General features: G+C 69.0%; 20 protein-coding genes. 9 read left to right on the forward strand and 11 right to left on the reverse strand.

Annotated elements, in window-relative coordinates; translation table 11 throughout:
• Position 1 precedes the first annotated feature (1 nt).
• The 6 genes from AB663_RS12755 to AB663_RS12780 form a co-directional block, all read right to left on the reverse strand.
• Positions 2-1,069 carry an alanine racemase gene (locus AB663_RS12755; RefSeq protein WP_232304541.1) on the reverse strand — a complete coding sequence of 356 codons (1,068 nt, stop codon included), beginning with the start codon at positions 1,067-1,069 and terminating at the stop codon, positions 2-4.
• The gene (locus AB663_RS12760; RefSeq protein WP_232304542.1) at positions 1,066-1,764 is read right to left on the reverse strand and encodes an alanine racemase C-terminal domain-containing protein; all 699 of its coding nucleotides are present in this window, start codon (positions 1,762-1,764) and stop codon (positions 1,066-1,068) included. The genes AB663_RS12755 and AB663_RS12760 overlap by 4 nt, the downstream gene beginning before the upstream one ends.
• Before the next feature lie 55 nt (positions 1,765-1,819).
• On the reverse strand, positions 1,820-2,578 hold the full coding sequence (locus tag AB663_RS12765; RefSeq protein ID WP_067199733.1) for a type 1 glutamine amidotransferase: 759 nt from the start codon (positions 2,576-2,578) through the stop codon (positions 1,820-1,822).
• Positions 2,575-3,891, reverse strand: coding sequence for a MurT ligase domain-containing protein (locus AB663_RS12770; protein ID WP_067199738.1), 1,317 nt, complete (start codon positions 3,889-3,891; stop codon positions 2,575-2,577). Before AB663_RS12770 ends, AB663_RS12765 begins: the two co-directional genes overlap by 4 nt.
• Positions 3,891-5,132 (reverse strand): RNA polymerase sigma factor, encoded by a 1,242-nt coding sequence (locus AB663_RS12775; RefSeq protein ID WP_067199741.1) that lies wholly within the window; start codon positions 5,130-5,132, stop codon positions 3,891-3,893. The genes AB663_RS12770 and AB663_RS12775 overlap by 1 nt, the downstream gene beginning before the upstream one ends.
• A 168-nt stretch (positions 5,133-5,300) precedes the next feature.
• Positions 5,301-6,242, reverse strand: coding sequence for a proteasome assembly chaperone family protein (locus tag AB663_RS12780; RefSeq protein ID WP_067199744.1), 942 nt, complete (start codon positions 6,240-6,242; stop codon positions 5,301-5,303).
• A gap of 105 nt (positions 6,243-6,347) precedes the next feature.
• Between AB663_RS12780 and AB663_RS12785 the strand changes: the two genes are divergently transcribed.
• The 3 genes from AB663_RS12785 (at position 6,348) to AB663_RS12795 (ending at position 11,051) form a co-directional block, all read left to right on the forward strand.
• The gene (locus tag AB663_RS12785) at positions 6,348-7,820 is read left to right on the forward strand and encodes a leucyl aminopeptidase (RefSeq protein WP_067199747.1); all 1,473 of its coding nucleotides are present in this window, start codon (positions 6,348-6,350) and stop codon (positions 7,818-7,820) included.
• A 2-nt stretch (positions 7,821-7,822) separates the two neighbouring features.
• Positions 7,823-9,196 carry a dihydrolipoyl dehydrogenase gene (lpdA, locus tag AB663_RS12790; RefSeq protein ID WP_067199750.1) on the forward strand — a complete coding sequence of 458 codons (1,374 nt, stop codon included), beginning with the start codon at positions 7,823-7,825 and terminating at the stop codon, positions 9,194-9,196.
• Positions 9,197-9,263: 67 nt separating this feature from the next.
• On the forward strand, positions 9,264-11,051 hold the full coding sequence (locus AB663_RS12795) for a 2-oxo acid dehydrogenase subunit E2 (RefSeq protein WP_067199754.1): 1,788 nt from the start codon (positions 9,264-9,266) through the stop codon (positions 11,049-11,051).
• Positions 11,052-11,059: 8 nt separating this feature from the next.
• On the opposite strand, the gene AB663_RS17575 is transcribed toward AB663_RS12795, so the two are convergent.
• A complete protein-coding gene (locus AB663_RS17575) occupies positions 11,060-12,574 on the reverse strand; it encodes a hypothetical protein (RefSeq protein ID WP_232304543.1) in 1,515 nt (504 codons plus the stop codon).
• A 281-nt stretch (positions 12,575-12,855) separates the two neighbouring features.
• Here AB663_RS17575 and AB663_RS12805 point away from each other — a divergent pair, with 281 nt between their 5' ends.
• Entirely contained in the window at positions 12,856-13,566 is a 711-nt protein-coding gene (locus AB663_RS12805; RefSeq protein ID WP_067199760.1) for a DUF4191 family protein, read from the forward strand.
• Between the two features lie 71 nt (positions 13,567-13,637).
• Here the strand turns inward: AB663_RS12805 and AB663_RS12810 are convergent, their stop codons facing one another.
• Entirely contained in the window at positions 13,638-14,825 is a 1,188-nt protein-coding gene (locus AB663_RS12810; RefSeq protein ID WP_067199763.1) for a RimK family alpha-L-glutamate ligase, read from the reverse strand.
• A gap of 25 nt (positions 14,826-14,850) precedes the next feature.
• Between AB663_RS12810 and AB663_RS12815 the strand changes: the two genes are divergently transcribed.
• Positions 14,851-15,330 (forward strand): ATP-dependent zinc protease family protein, encoded by a 480-nt coding sequence (locus AB663_RS12815; RefSeq protein ID WP_067199767.1) that lies wholly within the window; start codon positions 14,851-14,853, stop codon positions 15,328-15,330.
• Here the strand turns inward: AB663_RS12815 and AB663_RS12820 are convergent.
• Positions 15,327-15,755: an RDD family protein gene (locus tag AB663_RS12820; RefSeq protein ID WP_067199770.1), complete on the reverse strand. Its 429-nt coding sequence runs from the start codon at positions 15,753-15,755 to the stop codon at positions 15,327-15,329. The two genes, AB663_RS12815 and AB663_RS12820, sit on opposite strands and share 4 nt — an antisense overlap.
• A 146-nt stretch (positions 15,756-15,901) precedes the next feature.
• Here AB663_RS12820 and glnA point away from each other — a divergent pair, with 146 nt between their 5' ends.
• From glnA to AB663_RS12840, 4 genes are all read left to right on the forward strand, one after another.
• A complete protein-coding gene (glnA, locus tag AB663_RS12825; RefSeq protein ID WP_067199774.1) occupies positions 15,902-17,326 on the forward strand; it encodes a type I glutamate--ammonia ligase in 1,425 nt (474 codons plus the stop codon).
• 545 nt (positions 17,327-17,871) lie between these two features.
• Positions 17,872-18,210, forward strand: coding sequence for a DUF7882 family protein (locus AB663_RS12830; protein WP_067199777.1), 339 nt, complete (start codon positions 17,872-17,874; stop codon positions 18,208-18,210).
• Between the two features lie 72 nt (positions 18,211-18,282).
• Positions 18,283-19,155 carry a hypothetical protein gene (locus tag AB663_RS12835; RefSeq protein WP_067199780.1) on the forward strand — a complete coding sequence of 291 codons (873 nt, stop codon included), beginning with the start codon at positions 18,283-18,285 and terminating at the stop codon, positions 19,153-19,155.
• 107 nt (positions 19,156-19,262) lie between these two features.
• Positions 19,263-20,414 carry an AI-2E family transporter gene (locus AB663_RS12840; protein WP_157541058.1) on the forward strand — a complete coding sequence of 384 codons (1,152 nt, stop codon included), beginning with the start codon at positions 19,263-19,265 and terminating at the stop codon, positions 20,412-20,414.
• Here AB663_RS12840 and AB663_RS12845 read toward each other — a convergent pair.
• Both AB663_RS12845 and AB663_RS12850 read right to left on the reverse strand, forming a co-directional pair.
• Positions 20,401-21,318 carry a diacylglycerol/lipid kinase family protein gene (locus tag AB663_RS12845; RefSeq protein ID WP_067199787.1) on the reverse strand — a complete coding sequence of 306 codons (918 nt, stop codon included), beginning with the start codon at positions 21,316-21,318 and terminating at the stop codon, positions 20,401-20,403. The two genes, AB663_RS12840 and AB663_RS12845, sit on opposite strands and share 14 nt — an antisense overlap.
• 53 nt (positions 21,319-21,371) lie before the next feature.
• Positions 21,372-24,347 carry a bifunctional [glutamine synthetase] adenylyltransferase/[glutamine synthetase]-adenylyl-L-tyrosine phosphorylase gene (locus tag AB663_RS12850; RefSeq protein ID WP_067199790.1) on the reverse strand — a complete coding sequence of 992 codons (2,976 nt, stop codon included), beginning with the start codon at positions 24,345-24,347 and terminating at the stop codon, positions 21,372-21,374.
• Positions 24,348-24,351 lie beyond the last annotated feature (4 nt).

A 24,351-nucleotide genomic window follows, 5' to 3' on the forward strand; every position in this document is an offset into this window, starting at 1 on the left:
CTCAGCGAGGATTCTCCCCGCCTGAAGGATCGACGATCACCCGGCGCACCCGTGAGGTGAGCCTGGTGAGGATCTCCTCCCCGACCGTTCCGATGCGCTCGGCGAGAGTGGTCGCGTTCGACTCGCCCCGATCGCCGGCACCGAACACGCGCACCTCGTCACCCACCGCGACCCCCGGCCATCCCCTGACCTCGGCGCTGGTCGCTCCGATTCCCGTCAGCGGACGCAACCCGGCAGGCGTACCCACGTCGACACCGACGAGCGTGGACGGCAACCCGTCGAACGCTCCGATCCCGAGTGTGACGCGGTCGTCTTCGACCTCGGTGACGAAGGCGACCAGATCGGCTGCGGGAGTGACACCTTCCAGCTCCGGCCCGTCGGCCGAGCGGATGCCGTAGCAGAACGCGCCGATGCGTGAGAGCGACCCCCGCAGTTCGGGGCGCCACCACGAAGCCGCAGATGCCGTGAGGTGGAGAGCGCCCGGCTGCGGTCCTGTGGCGGACGCCGCATCCACCGCATCGAGGAACGCCTTCTGCGCGTCGTCGTCCTCGTCGTCGCTCGCCTCGGCGAGGTGGCTCCAGATGCCGGCGAAGTCGACGAGTCCGGCATTCTCCGCCGCGCGGACGCGTGTGAGGGCATCCGCCCAGTCCTCGCCGAGGACGCCGTTGCGGTGCAGGCCTGTATCGATCTTCAGGTGCACACGGGCGCACTGCCCGAGCCGCTCCGCCCGCGCGATCACGCGGTCGAGGTACTCGAGGGTGCCGACGCCGAGGTCGATGTCGTGCAGGAGAGCAGCGTCGACTTCGTCGTCACTGGAGGTTGCCCAGGCGAACACGCGCGCCGGCGTCTCCAGCACCCTCCTGATCTCCAGGCCGCCCCGGACGTCGTAGCTGCCGTACCATCCGAGTCCGGCCTGCTCCGCGGTCTCGGTCGCCCACGTCAGGCCATGTCCGTAGGCGTCGTCCTTCATCACGAACATCAACTCCGACGGAGCGATGCGCGCGCGCACGGCGTCGATGTTGGCACGCAGGCGGGCCGTGTGCAGGCGCAGTTCCGGACGCATCATCATGCCTCCCATCCACGTTCCGCGTGGAGTCCGGCGACCGCGACGAGCTCGGCGACCGTCAGGCCGGTGACAGCGCTCCAGCGGGCGAGAGCGGGTCCGGCGGCGCCCCGACCGCCGAAGTAGGTGACCTCGGTGTCGACGGGGACGTCCTCCCCTTCGAGGTCGACGACGCACACGTCCATCGCCACACGTCCGATGATGGGCCGTTCCCTGCCTTCGACTTCGACGTGGGCCTGATTGCCCAGTGCGCGCACGATGCCCTGCGCGTATCCGCCCGTCACGAGCGCGGCCACCGTGTCGCGCTCGGCGCGGTGGGTGTACCCGTACGATACGGCGTCCCCCGCCTTCAGCCGCTTCGTGGACATCACGCGACCGGCGAGCCGCATCACCGGCGGGGTCCGCAGCACCCCGTCGCCGTCCGGAAGGCCGTAGAGAAGGTCAGCGTCGATGTCGGCCTGTTCATCGAGCACAGCGTCGATGCCTTCGAGCCGCAGCGCCTCGACCTCGGTGGGCCGGTCGACGAGCACCGATGAGGCACCTGCGGCCGTCACCGCATGAGCGACGGCGAGCACGCCGTGCCCCCACGCGTCGCGACGGAGATCAGCGGTCCGGCCTCCGGCCTCGACCGCCGCCGCCGCGCACGCGGCCAGCGCCGAGCGCGACATGATCGCCCTCGGCAACGCGCTGCTGCTCGTCACTCCGTCACCGCCTCATCCATCCGTGCGCCTGTCCCCCGGCCGACGCCGCCGCGAGTCAGAGGCCGATCGTGCTGAAGTCCTTGGTGTGGATCAGGTGCTCGATCGTCGTGCGGGCGCCGTCGGCGTACTCGTCGAGTCGCGCGTGCGCATCACCTGTCGACCACGCGATCCCCCGTCGCGTCGTCGTCGCCGTGAGGATCGCGTCGCTCCACCGCGGGTTCAGCGGCAGCGCAGGACCCTGCACGTTCGTGGCGTACGCCTCGCCGCGCCGGACGATCTCCCCCGCCGTTCCGCCGCGCGTGAAGCTCCCCTTGCCCGCAGCGACGGTCCCGAAGGCCTTCGCCTCGTCACGCAGGGTCCATCGAGACGCGTGGTCCTCGAAGCCGATGATGCGGCCGAGCGGCGTTTCGGCGATGATGTAGCCCACGTTGCGCTCCCGTGTCCTGGCGACGCGGAAGGGGAAGATCCCGAGGCCGTCAAGCACCGCCCCGTCGAGTGTGTCGACACCCTCACTGAGGAGTTCCGCAGACGCGCCGACGGCCAGAAGGGAGCGACCAGCGGCGACGTGCTCTTCCAGCTGCGCCGCGCGGGTACGGAGGTCGTCCACGACGATGCGCATGGCCGACAACGGACCGTTGCCGAGGATGATGATGTCAGGCTCGGCGGGAAGCGGCTCGCCGATGCCGACGCGGTGCACATCGACCGGCACTCCGGATCTCTCGAGGCGGACCTGCAACGCACGCACGTTGCCCCTGTCGCCTGTGATGCCCAGCTCCGCAGGGTACAGCTGCACGATACGGACGGACTCGCTCATCGCCGCGCCACCTCCTGATCTCCGTGGCCGAGCAGTCGCCGTCCGATCATCATCAGCTCGTAGTTCACGAACCACGTCTGCCTGCCAGACGACGTCGGCTCGAGCGCACGCATGAGCTCTACCGCCTTCTCCATATCGGGCTCGACGACGCCGATCTCGACGCCGGCGTGCTCGAGGCTGAGGGCGAGCTGGTACGCCTTCTCTCCCGTCACGACGTCGATCCTGCGCAGAACGTCGAAGTCGACGTCGTAGAGCCAGGAGACGTCGGGGGTCCCCTCGTCGATCGCGATCAGAGCACGCTCCGGCGTCTCCTCCAGCGCGTCGAGGTTCATCTGCAGGCTGGGCGCGTTCTTGAACATCACGAACTCGACCTGCTCGCCGGAAGGGTCACGACGCAGCGGGATGACCTCCCCGCGTCCATATGCCGGCGCCATGTGCGCGAAGCCGGCGGCCGCCTTCGCGACGGCGAACCCGTCGCCGAGCACGCGCGCCGCGACCGTGAGCGCAGCGGCAGCATCCGCGGCGTAGTGCAGCCCGCGGGCGGGCAGCGTGATCGCGGCATCCGCCCCGTCGACCCGCACGACGACGTCGCGTCCGTCGACGGAGACGACCTCGGCGAACGCGTCGCGCTCGACCGTCCCTGCGATTCCGCTCCGCGTGTCGGCGGCGTTCGCCAGGCCGTGCGCCGACGCCTCGACGATCTCGGAGGAGACACCGAAGAACGACACCTGGCCCTTCATGGCACTCTCGTCGATCTTGCTGAGGTACGGATCGTCGCGGTTCACGACCACATGCGCGGACGCGCGCGTCGACGCATCGAGCATCATGTCAGCCACGCGCTCGGTCTCGTAGAAGCGGTACAGCTGATCGACCTGCACGTTCAGCGAGAGGATCACCGACGGCGACAGGCGATCCGCCAGGTCAGCCGCATAGCCCTCGTCGATCTCGAGCACCGCCACGTCGGCCTTGATGCGACCGGTCAGGGTCGCGTCGGCGAGCAGCGCGCTCGTCACGCCCTGCGGCAGGTTGGCGCCCGTCGGGTTCGTGAACACCCGCAGCCCGTGTGCGCGCAGCACCTCGCTGATCATGTGGGTGGTCGTGGTCTTGCCGTTCGAACCCAGCACGAACACCACGCCGTACCGGAACTGGTCGGCGAGCGTCGGGAGCAGGGTCGGCGCGAGCCGGTTCGTGAGATATCCGGGGAACGCCGAGCCGCCGCCGCGGAGGCGCGTCGCGAAGCGCGCCACCTTCCCCGCGAGGACGGGGAAGACGTAGCGGATGCCTGCGGAGCGCGCCTGAGGTGCGCCCGCCATCATTCGAGGTAGTCCCGCAGCGACTGCGACCGGCTCGGATGCCGCAGCTTGGCCATCGTCTTCGACTCGATCTGACGGATGCGCTCGCGCGTCACCCCGAACGTGTCACCGATCTGGTCGAGGGTCTTCGGCTGACCGTCACCCAGGCCGAAGCGCATGCGGATCACACCGGCCTCGCGCTCGGAGAGGGAGTCCAGCAGTTGCTCGAGCTGCCGCTGCAGCATCGTGAAGCCGACCGCGTCGGCCGGCACGACCGCCTCGGTGTCCTCGATGAGGTCGCCGAACTCGCTGTCGCCGTCTTCGCCGAGGGGAGTGTGCAGGGAGATCGGCTCGCGGCCGTACTTCTGCACCTCGATGACCTTCTCCGGGGTCATGTCGAGCTCGCGGCTGAGCTCCTCTGGAGTGGGTTCACGACCGAGGTCCTGCAGCATCTGACGCTGCACGCGCGCGAGCTTGTTGATGACCTCGACCATGTGCACGGGGATGCGGATCGTGCGCGCCTGGTCTGCCATGGCGCGCGTGATCGCCTGACGGATCCACCACGTGGCGTAGGTCGAGAACTTGAAGCCCTTGGTGTAGTCGAACTTCTCGACGGCGCGGATGAGACCGAGGTTGCCCTCCTGGATCAGATCCAGGAACTGCATGCCGCGGCCGGTGTAGCGCTTGGCGAGCGACACGACGAGGCGGAGGTTGGCGCCGAGCAGGTGGCTCTTGGCCCGCTGGCCGTCGCGGGCCACCCACTGGAGGTCGAGTCCGAGCTGGCTCGACTTCTCCGCCTCCGACATGGTCGACAGCTTCTCCTCGGCGAAGAGACCTGCCTCGATGCGCATCGCCAGCTCGACCTCTTCGGCCGCGTTCAGCAGCGCGACCTTTCCGATCTGCTTCAGGTAGTCCTTGACCGGGTCGGCGGTGGCGCCGGTGATCTGGGTCGAGTAGACGGGGACGTCCTCGTCGTCGTTGGACGAGATGACGATCGCGCCGGTCGGCAGCGGTTCCGTGAACGACGGCGCCGCGTCCTCCTCATCGTCCTCCGCTTCATCAGCGGCACCGATGACGGGCGCCTCGTCCTCATCGACGATGTCGTCCGACTTCTTCTTCTTCGCGGGAGCACGCTTGGCAGCCGCACGCTGAGCGGCGGTCTTGGGCGCCGCGGCCTCCGTGGGCTCCTCGACAGGAGCGTCGCTCTCGGGGGTCTCGGCGTTCTTCTTCGTCCGTGATTTGTTGGTCGTGGCAGGAGTCACGTTTCGCCTTTCACGGGGCGACGCGGTCACCCCGGGACATTTCGGACACTAGTAAGACCCTTGTCAAGTCGGCTCTTCGGAAAAGAGTGATTGACAACGGGTCGGACTCCTAGTATCGCACACGTGAGACGGTGCGGCTGCATTGTCGGCAACTTCGTCGGCGAAAGGTCAGCCGCGGCCCGGCTTGTCCTCGTCCCCCGAGCGCCGCGACGCGAGATAACGCTCCAGTTCGGCTGCGAGTTCGTCGGCGCTGGGGAGGTCGCGCTCGCTGAAGCCGCCTTCGTCGTAGGAGTCGTCCTCGGGGTCGCGGCCGGCCATGTAGGCGTCGTAGCGACGCTCGAGGCTGTGGACCATGCGCTGCAGCTCTTCGTTGCCTGCGACCTGCTCGTCGACGCGCGCGATGTAGTCGTCACGGCGGGACTGCACCTCGTCGAGCATCAGCACCAGCCCGGTCGCTGCCATGAGCCGGTCGGCAGCGGTGATGACGGCATCCGGGTTCTCGGTCTCGGCGAGATAGTGCGGCACGAGCAGCACGAAACCGACCACCCGGTCGCCCTGCTCCGCGAGCCGGAACTCCAGCAGGTGACCGGCGGTCGCCGGCACCTGCGTGCGCGGGCGCCACACCGAGTGGGCCACAGTCAGCTCGCGACGGTTCCCGCTGACCGTGGTGCCGATCGGGCGCGTGTGCGGCACCGGCATGGCGATCGAGTGCACCCAGCTGAGTCCGGACACCTCGAACTCCGTCGCCAGGTCGAGCACGGTGCGCGCGAACTCGTTCCACGCGAAGTCGGGCTCGTATCCGGCGAGGAGCAGGAACTTCTGCCCCAGCGCGTCGGTCGCGAGTGAAAGCTCGAGCCGCGCAGGGCGGAACTCGGTCAGATGATCCTGGTCGAAGGAGATCACGGGCCGACGGGCGCGGTAGTCGAGCAGGGCGTCGTTGTCGAACACCACGATGGGCTGCGGCGATGTCGTCTCGCGAAGGTGCTCGATGAGCCCGGAGACCGCGCTTCCCGCGTCGGTGAACCCGGTCAGGAGCATCACCAAGGGCAGTCCGCGCGGTACCGCCGGCGCGTTCGCGACTCGTTCGTGGATCTCTCCGGAGAAGGGCATACCCCCATGCTACGAGCCGTGCCGCGACCCGGGGCCGACGCCGTCATGCTGAGAGCGAACACGCCGCCGCACGACCGCCGGACGCACGGTCCTTAGGATGGAGGCATGACGCTTCCCGCGCTCTCGCGCACCTCAGATCCGTTCCCCGGAAGCGCTGCAGATGCCGCAGTGCTCGTCGTACCCGATCTCACCGATTCGTCGGCGGCCATCGACGACTTCCCCGGCGTGGCTGAGGCCCTCGGCGGCATAGGGTTCACCGGCGCAGCCTCGTCGTTCACGCGCGTGTTCGCACCTCAGGTGACGTCGCTCCCGTTCGCTGTCGTCGGCGTTGGCGCCGACCCCTCCGCGCAGGCCGTGCGCGCCGCCGTGGCCACTGCCCTGCGAAGCCTCACCGGCTTCGACACCGTGGCCGTGGCGCTCGCGCCGGTCCTCGCCGACCACGCCGAAGCGGCAGCCGAGGGCGCCGTGCTCGGCGGCTACCGGTTCGACTCGTACCGCCGCGACAAGGGCAAGAGCCGGGCCTCGAACGTCGTGCTGCACGCCGAGATCGACGACGACGCCATCGCCAAGGCGACGGCGATCGGTGAGGCCGTCGCACTGGTCAAGGACCTCGTGAACGTCCCGGCGGAATGGCAGAGTCCGGCGCAGCTCGCAGACACCGCGGCGGAGAGCGTCGCCGGCCTCGACGTCGCCGTGGAGATCCTCGATGAGAAGGCGCTGGCCGAGCAGGGCTTCGGCGGCATCCTCGGCGTCGCACAGGGCTCCGATCGACCGCCGCGCCTCGTGCGACTCGACTACTCCCCGGCGGATGCCGTCCGACACATCGCTCTGGTCGGCAAGGGCATCACGTTCGACACCGGCGGGCTCTCCCTGAAGCCCGCCGCCTCGATGGTCGGGATGAAGTTCGACATGGCCGGTGCCGCCACGGTGCTCGCGGCTCTCCGGGCGGTCGCGACCCTGCGGCTCCCCGTGCGCATGACGGCGTGGATGTGCATCACCGACAACATGCCGTCCGGACGAGCGCTCCGCCCCGGCGACGTGATCCGGATGCTCGACGGCACCACGGTCGAGGTGAACAACACGGATGCCGAGGGACGCCTGGTGCTCGCCGACGGACTGGTCGCGGCAAGCCGCGAGAACCCGGACGTCATCATCGACGTCGCCACTCTCACAGGTGCGATCGTGGCGGCGCTCGGACATCGCCACACCGGCGTCTTCGGGGACGACGAGACGGTCGCGGAGTTCCTCGCGGCGGCAGAGGCGACGGACGAGCCCGCCTGGCACATGCCCCTGCCTGCGTACATGGAGGACTCCCTCGAATCCCCCATCGCCGACCTGCAGAACGCGAACATGAGCGACCGCATGGGCGGGGCGTCGTTCGCCGGCCTCTTCCTGCAGCGGTTCGTCGGCCGCACGACCGACGCAGACGACGCGCCGCGGATCCCCTGGGTGCATCTCGACATCGCCGGCTCCAGCGAGCACAACGGCGCACCATACGGCTTCACTGAGAAGGGCCCAACGGGGGCGATGGTCCGATCGATCATCGCCTTCGCCGACGCATCCCACCCGGAGGCATGACCATGACAACCCACACCTTCGACATCGTCGTCCTCGGTGGCGGCAGTGGCGGCTACGCAGCTGCTCTGCGCGCGAGCGAGCTCGGCAAGTCCGTCGCCCTCATCGAGAAGGACAAGGTCGGCGGCACGTGCCTGCATCGCGGGTGCATCCCCACGAAGGCGCTCCTCCACGCGGCAGAAGTCGCCGAGCACGTGCGCGGTGCTTCGCACGTCGGCATCACCGCGTCGCTCGACGGCATCGACCCCGCGGGCGTGCGCGCGTATCGCGAGGGCATCGTCGCGAAGAAGTACAAGGGGCTCGAGGGCCTCGTCAAGGCACGCGGCATCACCACCGTCGCCGGAACCGGGCGGTTGAACGCCGACCGTTCCGTATCGGTCGGAGACGACGTCTATGTCGGCGCCGATGTGATCCTCGCAACGGGTTCGTACAGCCGCACCCTCCCCGGACTGGAGATCGGCGGCCGCATCCTCACCAGCGAGCATGCGCTCACACTCGACGTCATCCCGGAGCGCGTCCTCGTGCTGGGCGGCGGCGTGATCGGCGTGGAGTTCGCGAGCGTGTGGCGCTCCTTCGGAGCCGAGGTCACCATCATCGAGGCGCTGCCTCACCTGGTGCCGAACGAGGATGTCGCTCTGAGCAAGGGACTCGAGCGGGCGTTCCGCCGCCGGGGAATCCAGTACTCGCTCGGAGTGAGGTTCCAGTCGGCCGTGCAGGACGATTCGTCGGTCACGGTGACGCTGGAGGACGGCAAGAAGTTCACCGCCGACTATCTCCTCGTGGCCGTCGGACGCGGTCCCGCCACGGCCAGTCTCGGATTCGAGGAAGCAGGCGTCGCACTCGACCGCGGATTCGTGACCGTCGACGACCGGCTCCGCACGAGCGTGCCCGGGGTGTGGGCCGTCGGCGACATCGTGCCCGGCCTCCAGCTCGCGCACCGAGGTTTCCAGCAGGGCATCGCCGTCGCGGAGAGGATCGCGGGACTCACACCGGCGACGATCACCGACACTCAGATCCCCAAGGTCACGTACTGCAGTCCCGAGGTCGCGTCGGTCGGCATCACCGAGGAAGCGGCTGTCGCCGCACACGGCGCCGATGCCGTCACGAGCTACGAGTACAACCTCGCCGGCAATGGGAAGAGCGAGATCATCGGTACCGGCGGGCTGGTCAAGGTGGTTCGGCTCAAGGACGGCCCGGTCCTCGGCGTGCACCTGCTCGGTGACCGCGTCGGCGAGCTCATCACCGAGGGGCAGCTGGCGGTCGCCTGGGAGGCGCATCCCGAGGACATCGCCCCGCTCATCCACGCGCATCCGACCCAGAGTGAGGCGCTCGGCGAGGCCTTCCTCGCACTGGCCGGCAAGCCGCTCCACGTCCTCTGACCACCAACCGGTGCTCAGTTCACTAAGCTAGACAAGCGTCATACAACTTCCTGAAGGAGACTCCGTCATGAGCACATCCGTGGTCCTCCCCGCTCTCGGAGAGAGCGTCACAGAGGGTACGGTCACCCGCTGGCTGAAGCAGGTCGGTGACACGGTGCAGGCGGACGAGGGCCTGCTCGAGATCTCGACCGACAAGGTCGACACCGAGATCCCCTCCCCCGTGACCGGCGTGATCGAGGAGATCCTCGTCGCCGAAGACGAGACCGTCGAGGTCGGCGCGCTGCTCGCGCGCATCGGCGACGGCAGCAGCACCGCTCCGACGACGGATGCTCCCGCCGCGGCCGCGCCCGCAGCCGAGGCCGCCCCTGAGCCCGCCGCCCCGGCCGCCGGGGCGGCGCCTGCCGAGACCGCTCCGGCGGCGGCTTCCGGCGACTCCACGGACATCGTGCTGCCCGAACTCGGCGAGAGCGTGACCGAGGGCACCGTCACCCGCTGGCTCAAGCAGGTCGGCGACACGGTCGCCGTCGACGAGGCGCTGCTCGAGATCTCCACCGACAAGGTCGACACCGAGATCCCGTCGCCGGTCGCCGGTGTGCTGCAGGAGATCGTCGCCGCCGAAGACGAGACCGTCGCGGTCGGCGCGGTCCTCGCCCGCGTCGGCTCGGGCGCTGCACCTGCCGCTGCTCCCGCCGCGCCCGCGGCTCCGGCAGAAGCCGCCGCCCCCGCTCCGGCACCTGCCGCTCCGGCACCTGCTCCCGCACCTGCCGCCGCGGCTCCCGCGCCTGCCGCCGCGGCTCCCGCGCCGGCTGCTCCCGCACCTGCCGCCGCGGCTCCCGCGCCGGCTGCTCCCGCATCCGCTCCCGCTCCCGCGCCGGCTGCTCCCGCACAGGCCGCTCCGGCGCAGCCCGTGCCAGCGCAGGCTGCGCCGGCTCCCGCGGCGGCACCGGCTGAAAACGACAACCTCTATGTGACGCCGCTGGTGCGTCGCCTCGCGGCCCAGCAGGGCGTCGACCTCGCGACCGTCAAGGGCACCGGCGTCGGCGGACGGATCCGTAAGGAAGACGTCCTCAAGGCGGCCGAGTCGGGTTCGGCGGCGCCTGCTGCTTCCGCCCCGGCACCCGCGCGCCTCGAGGTCTCCCCGCTGCGCGGGACGACCCAGAAGATGTCCCGTCTGCGCAAGGTCGTCGCCGAGCGTGCTGTCGCCTCGATGCAGCAGACCGCTCAGCTGACGACCTTCGTCGAGGTCGATGTGACCGCCCTCGCCGCGTACCGCGACGGCGTCAAGGCATCGTTCCAGCAGAAGACGGGCGACAAGCTGTCGTTCCTTCCGTTCTTCACCCTGGCAGCGGCCGAGGCTCTTCAGGCGTTCCCGATCATCAACGCGACGGTCGACGGTGACAACATCGTCTACCCCGCCACCGAGAACATCTCGATCGCGGTCGACACCGAGCGTGGCCTGCTCACCCCTGTCGTCCGCGATGCGGCGAGCAAGAACCTCGCCCAGCTGGCGCACGAGATCGCCGATCTCGCGGCTCGCACGCGCGACAACAAGCTGAAGCCCGACGAGCTCGCCGGTGGCACGTTCACCGTGACCAACACCGGATCGCGCGGCGCTCTGTTCGACACGCCGCTCGTGTTCCTGCCGCAGTCCGCGATCCTCGGCACCGGCACGGTGTTCAAGCGCCCAGGCGTCGTGACGGTCGACGGCGTCGACGCGATCGCTGTCCGTTCGTACGTCTACCTGGCGATCTCCTACGATCACCGGATCATCGACGGTGCGGATGCCGCACGCTTCCTGGGCGCGGTGAAGGCCCGCCTCGAGGCTGCGGACTTCGCTTCAGATCTCGGGATCTGATCAACGAATCACTCCGGCTGGTCCGCGACGCTGTAGACGTCGCGGACCAGCCATTTCTCTTCCTGGCGCACGAGAACGATCATCCGCTCGGACGCGCCCTCCTGGGGCGCGTCGTCGGATGCGCTTCTGACTCTGACCACAGCGACGTCGCCGTACGAATCCACGAGCTCGACGTTCGGCTTCTGTAGCGACGCGATTCCCTGTGCGTCGATCGCGGATCCGGGCGCGACGGCATTCGCACATGCGGTGTCGCCGTCGTCCGCGCAGGTTCTGATGAGCAGCAGCAGCGCCCGCGCCGCGTTGACCGGATCCTCTGCGAGCGATGCGGCATCGTCCGGCGTATCCGCGACCGGATCGGTGGGGTGCGGTTCCTCCCGAGTGCTCTCGGTGTCCGCGCCTCCCGCCGACGACAGTTCCTTCCCCTCTGCCGAAGGCTCCTTCGGCAGAGACTGCGGCTGCGACTTTCGATCGTCCGTCGTCGCGCGGCTCGGTTGCGCGCTCTGCCCGCTGTGCGCCGCGGAGGCGCCCCCGGCTTCGCCGCCCGTGTCGCTCTCCGCATGAGGCCACATCAGGCCGGTCGCGAGCACCACGCCCGTGGTCACGGCGGCGACCAGCACGATGCGACGCCGATTCACCGGTCGCCCGTCGTTCCGGTCGCCACCGGCCGGATGATGCGCGCGGAAGCGCCTGTCCCACTCGGCGAGGACGGCGCTGACGATCCAGGCCGCACCGTCTCGCACCGCCGCCGCGCGCACGTTGCGTCGTGGCGCCCGATCCCGAGACCTTCGGGAAGAGAGCCTCGCAGCATGCGCCTGCGCCCTGCACGATCGTACGGTGGTCTCTCCCTCCCCCGCGTCGCCAGAACCGACCACGGGACGGGGCATTCGGGCCGCCGCTCTGCCGCGAACACCGGGACCGATGAAGGGGCCGGCCGCCGAAGCGGACGGCGTCGACGCCGCTTCTCGGCGAAGGAGAGGAATGCTGCGGATCGGCTCCGGTGCGTGGATCTCTCGGCGCAGCGGCCGCGGGGCGGCGACCTCCATCAGGTCGGCCTCCCAGCGATCCACACACGCGCGCGCAAGCTGAGGGCGCTCTTCCGCCGACGCGAGCTCCATCCGAATGCCATCGAGCACCCGGGTCAGCGCCCGGTCGCCGCAGTTTTCCGCCAGATGAGCCAGGATCTCGCCAGCCCCCTCTCGAGCACGCGGACCTCGGCCGAACGCGAAGACCGGACGCCCCTCGACAGTGAGCCACCAGTCCCCCGGTTCTGTCACGCCGGAAGCGCCGAGCTCGTCGATCCCCCGGAGGACACTGCCCGCCAGCGTCGTGATCTCCCCTGGTTCAAGTGGTGCACCGGCGGATTCACGACGCCCCAGAAACATCGTGATCCGCTCGGTGCACCAGGGCACGAGCACGCCGTGCCCATCCGCGCGCCGCACCAGATCCCCCGGCGCCGCCACGTGCTCCGAACCGGCGTGGGTCCACCCGACCCAGCCGCTCAGAGACGCCGCGTCGACCAGCACGGCGACGGTCTGCCCTGCGCTGACGAGGGCGCCCCGGAATGGGCCCTCATCGGCGTCGAGCAGCCTGACGACGCGGTGCGCACCGGGAACCACTCCGGCAGCACTCGCGTTCTCCCCCATGACCGTCATGCTTCGATCCCACCGCATCGCCCCCGCCGCCAGGCCCGGTTTCCGCGCATTGTGGACAGATTCTCGCGATCCGCAGATTGTGCAGGAGAAGTGGAGTCCGCCGGTCGCGAACGGGACATCGGCGGCGCGCGGGACTCGGTAGGCTGAGAAGCATGGCAAAAAGTGCGTCCGGACCGGAGAAGCGACCTGGGTTCTTCTCCCAGATCAAGTCCCTCTTCACCTTCACTCGCGAGGTCTACCCCTGGCTCCCGTGGGCGCAGATCGCCATCCTCGTCGCCGGCATCCTCGTCGGCCTCATCGCCGGCTACCTGATCCCGCCGTTCCAGGTCTGGACGCTCGTCCTCTGGGGCATCTCGGGTCTCATGCTCGGCGTGCTCGGCGCCATGTTCCTGATGACGCGTCTCTCGACCTCCGCGATGTACCAGAAGATCGACGGCATGCCGGGCGCGACCGGGCATGTGCTGAGCACCAGCCTCGGGCGCAACTGGCAGGCTTCGGACACCCCCGTCGGCATCAATCCCAAGACGCAGGACGCGGTGTATCGCACCGTCGGCCGTGGAGGCATCGTCGTCGTGGGCGAGGGCTCGCGCGGGCGGCTCACGCGCCTGGTCAATGACGAGCGCAGCCGCGCCGCCCGCGTCGCCCACGGCGTGCCCGTCACCGTGCTCTACGTCGGCCACGGCGATGACGACGTCGCGATCGCCGACCTCGCGAAGACCATCAAGAAGCTGCCCAAGGCGATCGACAAGCCGACCATGGCCGCCGTCATCCGCCGCATCGAGTCGGTATCGCAATCGCTGTCGTCGCTGCCGATCCCGAAGGGCATCGACCCCACCAAGGTCCGCGCCCAGCGTCCGCGCTGACGCACCATCGGACCTCGACCGACGCGGTCGCCCCTCGGGGCGGCCGCGTCGTCGTCATTCGGCCGTCGTCGTCATTCAGGCAGCGGCTGCCGAGGCAACTTGCGGACCTTGGCGCGCCTCCGCCTGCGCTCGGGGATCATCGAGCGCATCTCGTCGAGCTTGCCGAAGCAGAAGAGGCGATCGTCGGCCTCGAGCACGACATGCTTACGCGGATTGGGGATCACCGACACGCCGCGGTGCAGCGTCAGCACCGTGATGTCCCGCTCCCAGAGACCCGCCTCTCCGAGCGTCTTGCCGACGAGATCGGCGGCTCCCTGGACCATGAGCTCTGCGACCCCGTACCCGGTCGACACCGTGAGACGCTGTCGCACATCGATCTCCGGGAAGGCCACCTGGCCGGCGATGTAGTCGATGATCGCGCCCGCGACGTCGAGCTTGGTCGCCGTCTCGATGCCCTGCAAGCCGGGCGAGGAGTTCACCTCCATGACGAGGGGACCCTCCTCCCCTTCCAGCATGTCCACCCCGGCCACCCGCAGGCCCATGATCTGCGCCGAACGGACGGCGGCGCGCTCGTACACGGGATCGAGCTCGATGGCCTCCACCGACCCGCCGCGATGGACGTTGGAACGGAATTCGTCGCCCGCGGCGGAGCGCCTCATGGCCGCCACCACGCGATCGCCGACCACGAGCGCGCGGATGTCCTTGCCACGGCTCTCCGAGATGAACTTCTGGATGAGCACGTTCTGCTTCGTCGAGTGCAGCGTCTCGATGATCGCCTCCGCGACCTTCACCTGAGGAGCGAGGATCACACCGATGCCCTGCGTCCCCTCGAGCAGCTTGATGACCACGGGAGCGCCGCCGACCCGCTCGATCGCGGGCCGCACGTCCGCGCGATTGCGGACGAAGGCGGTCGGAGGCATCGCGATGTTGTGACGCGAGAGGATCTGGTTCGCCCTGAGCTTGTCGCGCGCGCTCGAGATGCCGTTCGCGGTGTTCGGCGTGTAGACGTCCATCTGCTCGAACTGCCGCACGACGGCTGTGCCGAAGTACGTGATGGAGTTGCCGATGCGCGGCAGGATCGCGTCGTAATCGCTGAGCTGGCGCCCTCGATAGTGCAGGTCGGGCTCGTCGGACGTGAGGTCGATCGCGAAGCGCAGGGTGTTCAGCACCTTGACGTTGTGTCCGCGCTGGAGCGCCGCGGCACGCAGCCGTTGGGTGGAGTACGCCTGCGGCGCACGGGAGAGCACAGCGATCTTCACGGAGTTTTCCTGCCAGGATGTACGGGTGAGTAAGACATCCCATTCAAACACTCTTATCGGGTGGCGAGAATGGGTGAGCCTGCCCGATCTCGGGGTCGACTGGATCAAGGCCAAGATCGACACGGGCGCGCGCACCTCGTCGCTGCATGCGTTCGGAATCCGGGAGTTCCGGCGCGACGGCGAGGACTGGGTGCGCTTCTGGGTGAAGCCGTGGCAGGACAGCCAGGAGGATGCCGTCGAGGTCGAGTGCCCCGTGCACGACCGCCGAGCCGTACGCAGCTCCTCCGGGCACGCACAGGAGCGTTTCGTCGTCGAACTGCTCATCCGTCTGCATGACCGCGAAGTGCTCGCCGAAGTGACGCTGAGCAACCGCGACGAGATGGGGTTCCGGATGCTCATCGGACGAGAGGCTCTGCGACAGGGGTACGTCGTCGACCCTGCCCGCTCGTTCGTCGGCGGTCGCGCGCCGCGAGAAGCGCGTCGACGAAACCGCGGCAAGCTCTAAGCCCGGATCAGCACCGTGCCGGCGGCCTTGTCGTGGAGCCCACGCTGATCGGCATCCCAGATGACCGCCGGGATCACCACGATGAGCAGCAGCGTCCGAACGAGCGGACGCCACACGCCCACCCAGCCGGTTCCGAGGCGGACCACCCGCATCCCCAGAATCAGGTGACCGGGGCTGCCGCTGAGCGTCGAGATGAACAGCACCTGCAGCACGGCGAACACGAGCATCGGCGCGAACTGCGTCAATCCCGCTTCTGTCGGGTGTGCGAACTGATCGAATCCGAGGAAGCCCGTCGCGATGATCGTCGCGAGAGCGTAGTCGATGAGCAGTCCGGCGATCCGGCGACCGGGGCGGGCGATGCTGCGCGGCCCCGACTCGGGGAGACCGAGACGCTCGCCGGGGTACGAGTTCACAGCATCCGTCACCCTTCCAGCCTACCCAGCGCGTGCACGCACCCCGGACGGGCGGGCTCGTAACATGCCGGAAACAAAGCGGACACTCTCGGGAAACGCCCGGACCGTACTGTGCACAGTGGCCGTCACGCCACCGATCCGCGATTCAGGAGCCGTACATGTTCAAAGATTCAGCCGAGGTGCTCGCGTACATCAAGGAGAACGACGTCAAATTCCTTGACATCCGCTTCACCGATCTCCCGGGTGTGCAGCAGCACTTCAACATTCCGGCGTCGACCGTCGACGAGGACTTCTTCGTCAACGGCCAGCTCTTCGACGGCTCCTCCATCCGCGGATTCGCGAGCATCCACGAGTCCGACATGCAGCTCATCCCCGACGTGACGACCGCCTACGTCGATCCCTTCCGCGAGGCCACGACGCTGGTGATGGTGTTCGACATCTACAACCCGCGCACGGGCGAGATCTACACCAAGGACCCGCGTCAGGTCGCGAAGAACGCCGAGAAGTACCTCGCGTCGACCGGCATCGCCGACACGGCGTACTTCGCCCCCGAGGCGGAGTTCTACATCTTCGACGAGGTGCGCTACTCGGTCACCGCCGGCGAGAGCTTCTACAAGGTCGACTCCGAAGAGGCGGCGTGGAACACCGGCCGCGAGGAGGAAGGCGGCAACCTCGGCAACAAGACTCCGTACAAGGGCGGCTACTTCCCGGTCTCGCCGGTCGACAAGACCGCCGACCTGCGTGACGACATCACGCTCAAGCTGATCGAGGCGGGGTTCACCCTCGAGCGTTCGCACCACGAGGTGGGTACGGCCGGCCAGCAGGAGATCAACTACCGCTTCGACACCATGGTGCACGCGGCCGACGACATCCTGAAGTTCAAGTACATCGTCAAGAACACCGCCGACCAGTGGGGTAAGACGGCGACGTTCATGCCGAAGCCGCTCTTCGGCGACAACGGCTCCGGTATGCACACCCACCAGTCGCTGTGGAACGACGGGAAGCCGCTGTTCTACGACGAGGCGGGCTACGGGCAGCTCAGCGACATCGCGCGCTGGTACATCGGCGGCCTGCTCGCGCACGCGCCTGCCGTCCTCGCCTTCACGAACCCGACGCTCAACAGCTACCACCGCCTCGTCAAGGGCTTCGAGGCTCCGGTCAACCTCGTCTACTCCGCAGGCAACCGCTCCGCGGCGATCCGCATCCCGATCACGGGCTCGAACCCGAAGGCCAAGCGCATCGAGTTCCGCGCACCCGACGCGTCCGGCAACCCGTACCTGGCATTCGCGGCGCAGCTGATGGCCGGCCTCGACGGCATCAAGAACCGCATCGAGCCGCACGAGCCCGTCGACAAGGACCTCTACGAGCTCCCGCCCGAGGAGGCGAAGGGCATCCCGCAGGTGCCCAACTCGCTGCTCGACTCGCTCGAGGCGCTCCGTAACGACCACGCCTTCCTCCTCGAAGGCGGTGTGTTCACCGAAGAGCTCATCGAGACGTGGATCTCGTACAAGTACGAGAACGAGATCCTCCCGATCGCCCAGCGCCCGCACCCGTTCGAGTACGAGCTGTACTACGGGGTGTAACCGGATGCCGTGGGATTCGTCGGGGTGGTCCGAAGCCGCTCCGCAGAATCTCGGAGAGAGCCCGTCTCAGCGTCTTGCTGGGGCGGGCTCTTCCGCGTCGGGCTCCCCGGCGCGGGCTGCTCTCGTGCCCCGCAGTCGGATCGCACGGGCATGCTCAGCGACGACGATCGACCACGCTGGGACAGGCGGGCGGCTGCCACAAGGGGGCAGCGGCAGCCGGCCGCAGTGCGTCGTGCTCGCCCCGAAAGTCGGCCTGCCCTCGAGTGGCCGTGCGAGACCCGCGCCCACGATCGTAGGTGGGACGATCGCAGGCTCAAGAGGAGGTTGCCTCGGCTCTCGCGATGCGCTACAGCACGCCTGGGTCCCGCGTGATCCCGCGGATTCCGCGCTGATGCACCGCACGCCGGAGCCGCCGCCGGCTCGCGGCGGAGATACCCGTACCCGTCCCACCGCGAAGTGTGCGAAGGTTGACACATCCCCACAGCGATCGACGATCGCGCCTTTGGCACGGGTTCCCGTGGCGATATGAACAGAGGAATGGCCCCATGGGCAAGTTCATCTACGAGGGCGGTCCGAAGATCGATATCGAGGACCGCGCCCTCACACACGTCCAACTGGTGATGACGGCGAAGCTCCGACGTGGCGAGCCGTTCGCGTTCTCGTGGAAGGAGGATGCGAGCGTCGGCGGCGGCCGGACGACCGTCTGGGTGCATGCCGCAAGCTCGCTCGTGTTCAAGTACTTCGGCAGCAGGCCTCCGGCGATCAACCGCACCTGGGTCGACGCCCTCGCCTTCACGGCGAACTCCCCGACCGGGCTCTACCTCACACCCGAACCCGCCGACAGCGGAGCTTTCGAACGCGCCCAGGAGTCCGTCGGCGTCTGACGACGGAGGTATGGTCGCTTCCATGGAACGACCTGCCGGCCCCCGAGCGCGCGGCTGCGACGGGAGGCTCCGATGACGCGCGCTGTCGCTTTCGAGACCATCGCCGCAGAGCTCTACAGCGGGCCGCTCGACACGTTCGTCGCACGCCGCAACGCGCGCGCATCCGAAGAGGAGGACCGCTCCGTCGCCGCGCGAATCCGTGCACTGCGCAAGCCGACCGTCGCCGCGTGGATCATCGACGTCTTCGCGTCAGAGCGGGGCGAAGAGCTTAACGGAGCGCTGCAGCTCGCCGGCGAGTTGCAGGAGGCGCAAGCCGAGCTCGACGCCGGCGCGCTCTCCCAGCTGGGCCGCGAACGACGCGCGCTCACGAACCGGCTCGCGGCGGAAGCCGCGGCCCTCGCTCGTGCCAGGGGCGGTCGGGTCACGGAGGCGACGATCGAGACGGTGCGCCAGACTCTCTCCGCCGCGTTCTTCGACCCGGACGCCGCGTCGGCTGTGGCGTCCGGCAGGCTCACCCATGACCTGGAGCCGTCGAGCTCCTTCCCGATCGACATGGATGCCGTCGTCGGCGGCGGCGGCGCACCAAGCCCACAGCAGACGCCTGAGATGCGGGTGGACGAGGTGTCGGAGCGGCGAGAACGTCGCAGAGCGGAGAAGGCGCTGCACGATGCCGAGCAGGCCCATGCGCGCGCCGAACGCGACCACGCGACCGCCGAACGTGAGATCCGTGACGCCGACCGACGCGCAGAAGCGGCCGAACAGCGCATCGCCGCACTCGACGCGGAGATCCGTCGGCTCCGCCGTGAGTCGGCCAGTGCGCGCGACGAATCCGCGGCCGCCACCGCCAGGCGTGACCGCGCCGCTCGTCGGCTGGAGGACGCCGCGAACGACGTTGACAAGGCTCGCCGCGACCTCGAGGCGTTGCGAGACCTCCGGAACGGTTAGGCCAACACGGGGAGGCGCCGCGTGTCGACCGGCTTGACCGGCGCCCGCGACGCATGCTCGACTGAGACATTCGAGACGACACGGGGGGCTCCATGCGCCGGAAAAGGATGAACGCCATCACGAGGCCGGTCGCCGACATCGACCACGAGCCGCGACGCGCCCAGGAGCCGACCACCGCGGCTGCGGCGATCTCGCGCATCAACCCCTTCGTGTTCGGACTCCTTGGCGCACTCGGCGTGCTCGTGGCACTGATCATCGGCGACATCGTCGGCCAGCTCGCCACCGTCCTCGTCTACATCGGCTTCGCCATCTTCCTGGCGCTCGGACTCGACCCGATCGTGTCGTTCATCGAGCGAAGGCTCTCCATCCCGCGGGGCGGGGCCGTCGCCATCGTCGTCGCGGCCGTTCTGCTGCTCTTCGCCGGCATCATCCTCGCCATCGTCCCGATCCTCGTCGAGCAGATCTCGAATCTCATCGAGAGAGGTCCGCAGATGGTCAAGGACATCCAGTCCTCCGACTGGTACGGGAACCTGACGGCCCAGTTCGGAACCACCTTCGAAGACGCCGCGGCCGCCGTGCTGAAGTTCGTCCAGGACCCGACCAACCTCCTCAACATCGGCGGCGGGGTGCTCGCGGTCGGCACGGGCATCGCGGGCGGATTCACCGGTGTCACCATCGTGCTGATCCTCACCCTGTACTTCATGGCATCGCTGCGCAGCATGAAGCGCGTGGCCGCTCGATTCGTCCCCGCCTACCAGCGGGCGACCTTCAGCGGACTCGTCGAGGACGTCTCTGGCGCCGTCGGCCGCTACGTCATCGGTCAGGTGAGCCTCGCTCTCATCAACGGCGTCCTCAGCCTGATCATGCTGAGCATCATCGGCGCGCCCGTGCCGGCGCTGCTGGCGCTCATCGCCTTCATCGGGTCGATGATCCCCCTCGTCGGAACGCTGTCGGCGTCGATCGTGAACGCCCTGATCTGCCTGTTCGCCGGCCCGACCACCGCCCTCATCGCGATCTGCTACTACCTGGTCTATATGCAGGTCGAGGCGTACGTGCTCTCTCCGCGCATCATGAGCAAGGCCGTCGCGGTCCCCGGGTCGTTGGTGGTGATCGCCGCGGTGGCCGGGGGTGCGCTCGGTGGCATCCCCGGAGCCCTCGTCGCCATCCCCGTCGCCGCGAGCGTGATCATCATCGTGCAGAAGGTGCTTTTCCCGGCTCAGGACCGCAAGACGGCTCCTCCCGGCGTCATCGCACGATGAGTGCGCCCGCCTGCACGGCGACCGTGAAGGCGGACACCTCTCCCAGTTCTTCGCCGTCGACCTCGAACTGCTGAGGCGTGGAGAGGCTCACGGAGATCGTCTCCGCCGAGACATGACGAGCGGATTCGGTGCTCACCGCCTCCGAGGAGCCTCCGAACATCCGGCGGATGCCGTTGTCCCAGACGAACGACCGCACGGTGTCCAGCCACTGGAGCGCGCCGTCGGCGCTGACGAGCAGGATGTCGAGGCGGCCGTCGTCGATGACGGCATCCGGCAGCAGGCGGATGCCGCCCTGCAGCATGCCGCAGTTCCCGATGAGCATCGTGTGCCCCTGGACCTCGGTCGGTTCCTTTCCATCGAGCGCGACCGTGATGTCGACCATCTCGGCGCCTGCGACAGCCCGCCCCATGGCCTCCAGGTACGCGAGCCATCCCGCGCGATCCTTGAGGTCGTCGTCCGTCTCGACGAGCATCTGCGCATCGATGCCGAAGCCGACCATGACCGTGAAGGCGCGCTTCTCGCCGTCGGTCTCGACCCATCCGATGTCGATGCGACGCGGCTCGCCATCCCGCACCCGTTCGAGCGCCGCTCCGATGTCGTCGAGGGGCACCTCCAGATTCCGCGCGAGCAGGTTTCCCGTGCCCTGCGGGACGATGCCCAGCGCGACGTCGGTCCCCGCCAGCACTTCGGCGACGGCGCGCACGGTGCCGTCGCCGCCGACCGCGACCACGATCTCACATCCGGCTTCGACAGCCTCGCCCGCCATTCCGCGCCCGGGGTCGTCGACGCTGGTCTCCCACCACAGGACCTCGTACGCGTCGCCGAAGACGGCGTCGACCTGCTCGCGGAGCGGCTGCTCTTCGAGCTTGGAGGGGTTCCAGATGAATCCGATGCGCGTGCTCATAACGCCAGCCTGCGAGACGGAGCGCGAGAAGGCAAGTCGCCCCCGCCGACGGGTCAGCCGTAGAACAGGTCCTCGAACGCCTTGCGTGCGCGACGCGTCGTCTTCAAGTAGTCGTCCTCGAGCTGAGACGCGGCCCGGTCGGGGTACCCGAGCAAGCGCGCCACGGCGTCGAGACGGCGAGGGTCGACGGGCAGGACATCGGTGGTCTGGCCCGTGAACAGCGTGATCGCCGACCGCAGGCGGCTCGACAGGCGCCATGCGTCTCGCAGGAGCGCCGCGGACGCCGCCGGCACGAAGCCTGCGTCGACCGCGGCGTCGAGCGCCGCCAACGTCGAGGTGGTGCGCAGCGCGGGCACCGCGTGCGCGTGCTGCAGCTGCACGAGTTGGACGAGCCACTCCACGTCGCTCAAGGTCCCCGGACCGAGCTTCAGGTGACGACGCGGGTCCACGCCCTGCGGCAGCCTCTCGCCCTCGACGCGCGCCTTGATGCGCTTGATCTCCCTCGTCCCCTGCAGATCCAGGGACTCCGGGTACCGGATGGCGTCGGCCATCGACGTGAACCGCGCGATGAGCTTGGCGCTCCCCGCCACGCCACGTGCACGCAGCAGGGCCTGAGCCTCCCACGACAGCGACCAGCGCCGGTAGTACTCCGCGTACGCCTCGATGGAGCGGACCACAGGGCCGTTGCGGCCCTCCGGCCGCAGATCCGCGTCGAGCTCCAGAGGAACACGCGCATCGGCGAGGTGTTCGCGAAGCCCCTGCACGATCTGCGCTGCAAGGCGCTGTGCCCTCTCCGGGTCCAGGCCGTTCGCGTCGTATACATAGAGGATGTCGGCATCCGAGCCGAAGCCCAGCTCCCCTCCGCCGAAGCGCCCCATGCCGATCACGGCGAAGTCGATGTCTGCGTCCTCCGGAGGGACGATCTCGCGCATGACCGCCCGCAGCGCGGCCTGGATCGTGGCGTCGGTGATCTCGGTGAGCGAACGGGCCACCTCGTCGATCGTGAGCACGTCCAGCACGGCACCCATCGCCGTGCGCAGCAGTTCACGCCTCCGCAGGGCGCGCACGGCTCGCAGTGCATCCTGCACGTTGTCGTGCCGCGTCTGGATGGCCCGCGCCTCCTCATCCAGCGCCGCACCGCCGCGCGGTCGGAGGAGTTCGCTGCTGTCGAGCCATGCCACGGACTCAGGGATCCATTCCATGAGCTCCCCCACGTACCGCGAGGACGACAGGAGGCGGGTCAGGCTCTCCGCGGCGCCGGACGAGTCCCGCAGCATCCGCAGGAACCACGGCGTATCGCCGAGCCGTTCGCTGATGCGACGGAACGCGATGAGCGCGTAGTCGGGGTCGCTGCCGTCGGCGAACCATCGGACCATGACCGGCATGAGGTGTCGCTGGATCGTCGCTTTGCGGCTCAGCCCCGTCGTGAGGGCGCCGATGTGCCGCAGGGCGCCCGCCGGGTCGCGGAATCCGATCGCCGCGAGCCGGTCGTGCGCCTGCTCGGGAGACAGCGTCCGCTCCTCCTCGGGGAGCGAGGCGACGGCGCTGAGCAGCGGGCGGTAGAAGAGCCGGGTGTGGATCTCCCTCACCTCGCGGCGCACGGCCTCCCAGCGCGCCCAGAGCGCCTCGCCGGAGTCTGCGAGGCCGGTAGCCCTCGCCAGCACGCGGAGGCCCGACGGCGTGCGCGGCATGAGGTGGGTGCGCGAGAGCTCGCGCAGCTGCAGCCGGTGCTCCATGAGCCGCAGCATCCGATAGTCGCCGGCGAACGTCGCGGCATCCGCTCGTCCGATGTAGCCTCGTTCGACGAGCGCATCGATGCTCTCCAGAGTCCCCCTGGTCCGGATGCCGGTGTCGGTCAGGCCGTGCACCAGCTGCAGGAGCTGCACCGTGAACTCGACGTCGCGGAGGCCTCCCGCTCCCAGCTTCACCTGGAACGGGGCGTCGTCCGGATCGATGTGGTCCATCACCCGCTCGCGCATGCGTTGCACGCTGTCGACGAAGTCCTCCCGCGCAGCGCTCGACCAGATCTTCGGCTGGACGGCCCGGATGTACGCGTCGCCGAGCGCCTCGTCGCCGGCGAGCGGACGGGCCTTCAGCAGGGCCTGGAACTCCCAGCTCTTCGCCCAGCGGTCGTAGTACGCAAGGTGCGAGGCGAGGGACCGCACGAGTGCACCCTGCTTGCCCTCTGGGCGCAGCGCGGCATCGACCTCCCACAGCGGCGGCTCCACCTCGATCCCGCTGAGCCCGCGCATGGTCTCCCTGGCGAGCCTCGTCGCGATATCGATCGCCTTGGCCTCGGGCACCAGCTGGTCGTCGGCCGTTCCGCCGACGAAAATGACGTCGACGTCGCTGACGTAGTTGAGCTCGCGGGCCCCGGCCTTGCCCATGCCGATGACGGCGAGGGTCGTGGCGGCCACCTCGGCGGCGCCGATCGCGGCGCCGACCTTCGTGCGCGCGATCGCGAGCGAGGCCTCGATGGCAGCGCCTGCGGCGTCGGACAGCGCTGCCGCCACGTCGCCGACCGCCGCTGCGGCATCATCTCGGCTCAGGTCGAACGCCGCGATCGCCGCCAGCTCCCGCCGATACGCCACCCGGAGCGCGACCACCGCCGCGTCGTCGCCCGACGAGGCGAAGCCGTCTCTCGCCCCGACGGCGCCGAGCATGCGCTGACGCAACCCGTCCGATGAGGGCAGGCCGTCGGCGGGCGCGGCGAGCACATCGAGTTCCTCGGGGTGACGCAGGAAGAACCCGGCGAGCCCGGCCGATGCGCCGAACACGAGCCACAAGCGCCGCCGGATGTCGCGGTCGACGCGGAAGCCGTCGAGTGCCCCCGGTTCCCGTCTGGCGATCCGCAGCAGACCCTGCAGGGCGGAATCGGGGTCGGCAGCCTCCGCGCCGTCGAGCACCCCGGCACGGTCGCTACGAAGGAGCGATGCGAGCTCGTCGAGCGCGGAGGCGGCATCGCCGAGATCGGTGAAGCCGAGTCTCGCCAGCGCGGACAGGGAGACGGAGTCGTGCGAACGGGCCACACAG

Origin of the sequence: Microbacterium sp. XT11, from assembly GCF_001513675.1 — a bacterium.
Classification (GTDB): domain Bacteria; phylum Actinomycetota; class Actinomycetes; order Actinomycetales; family Microbacteriaceae; genus Microbacterium.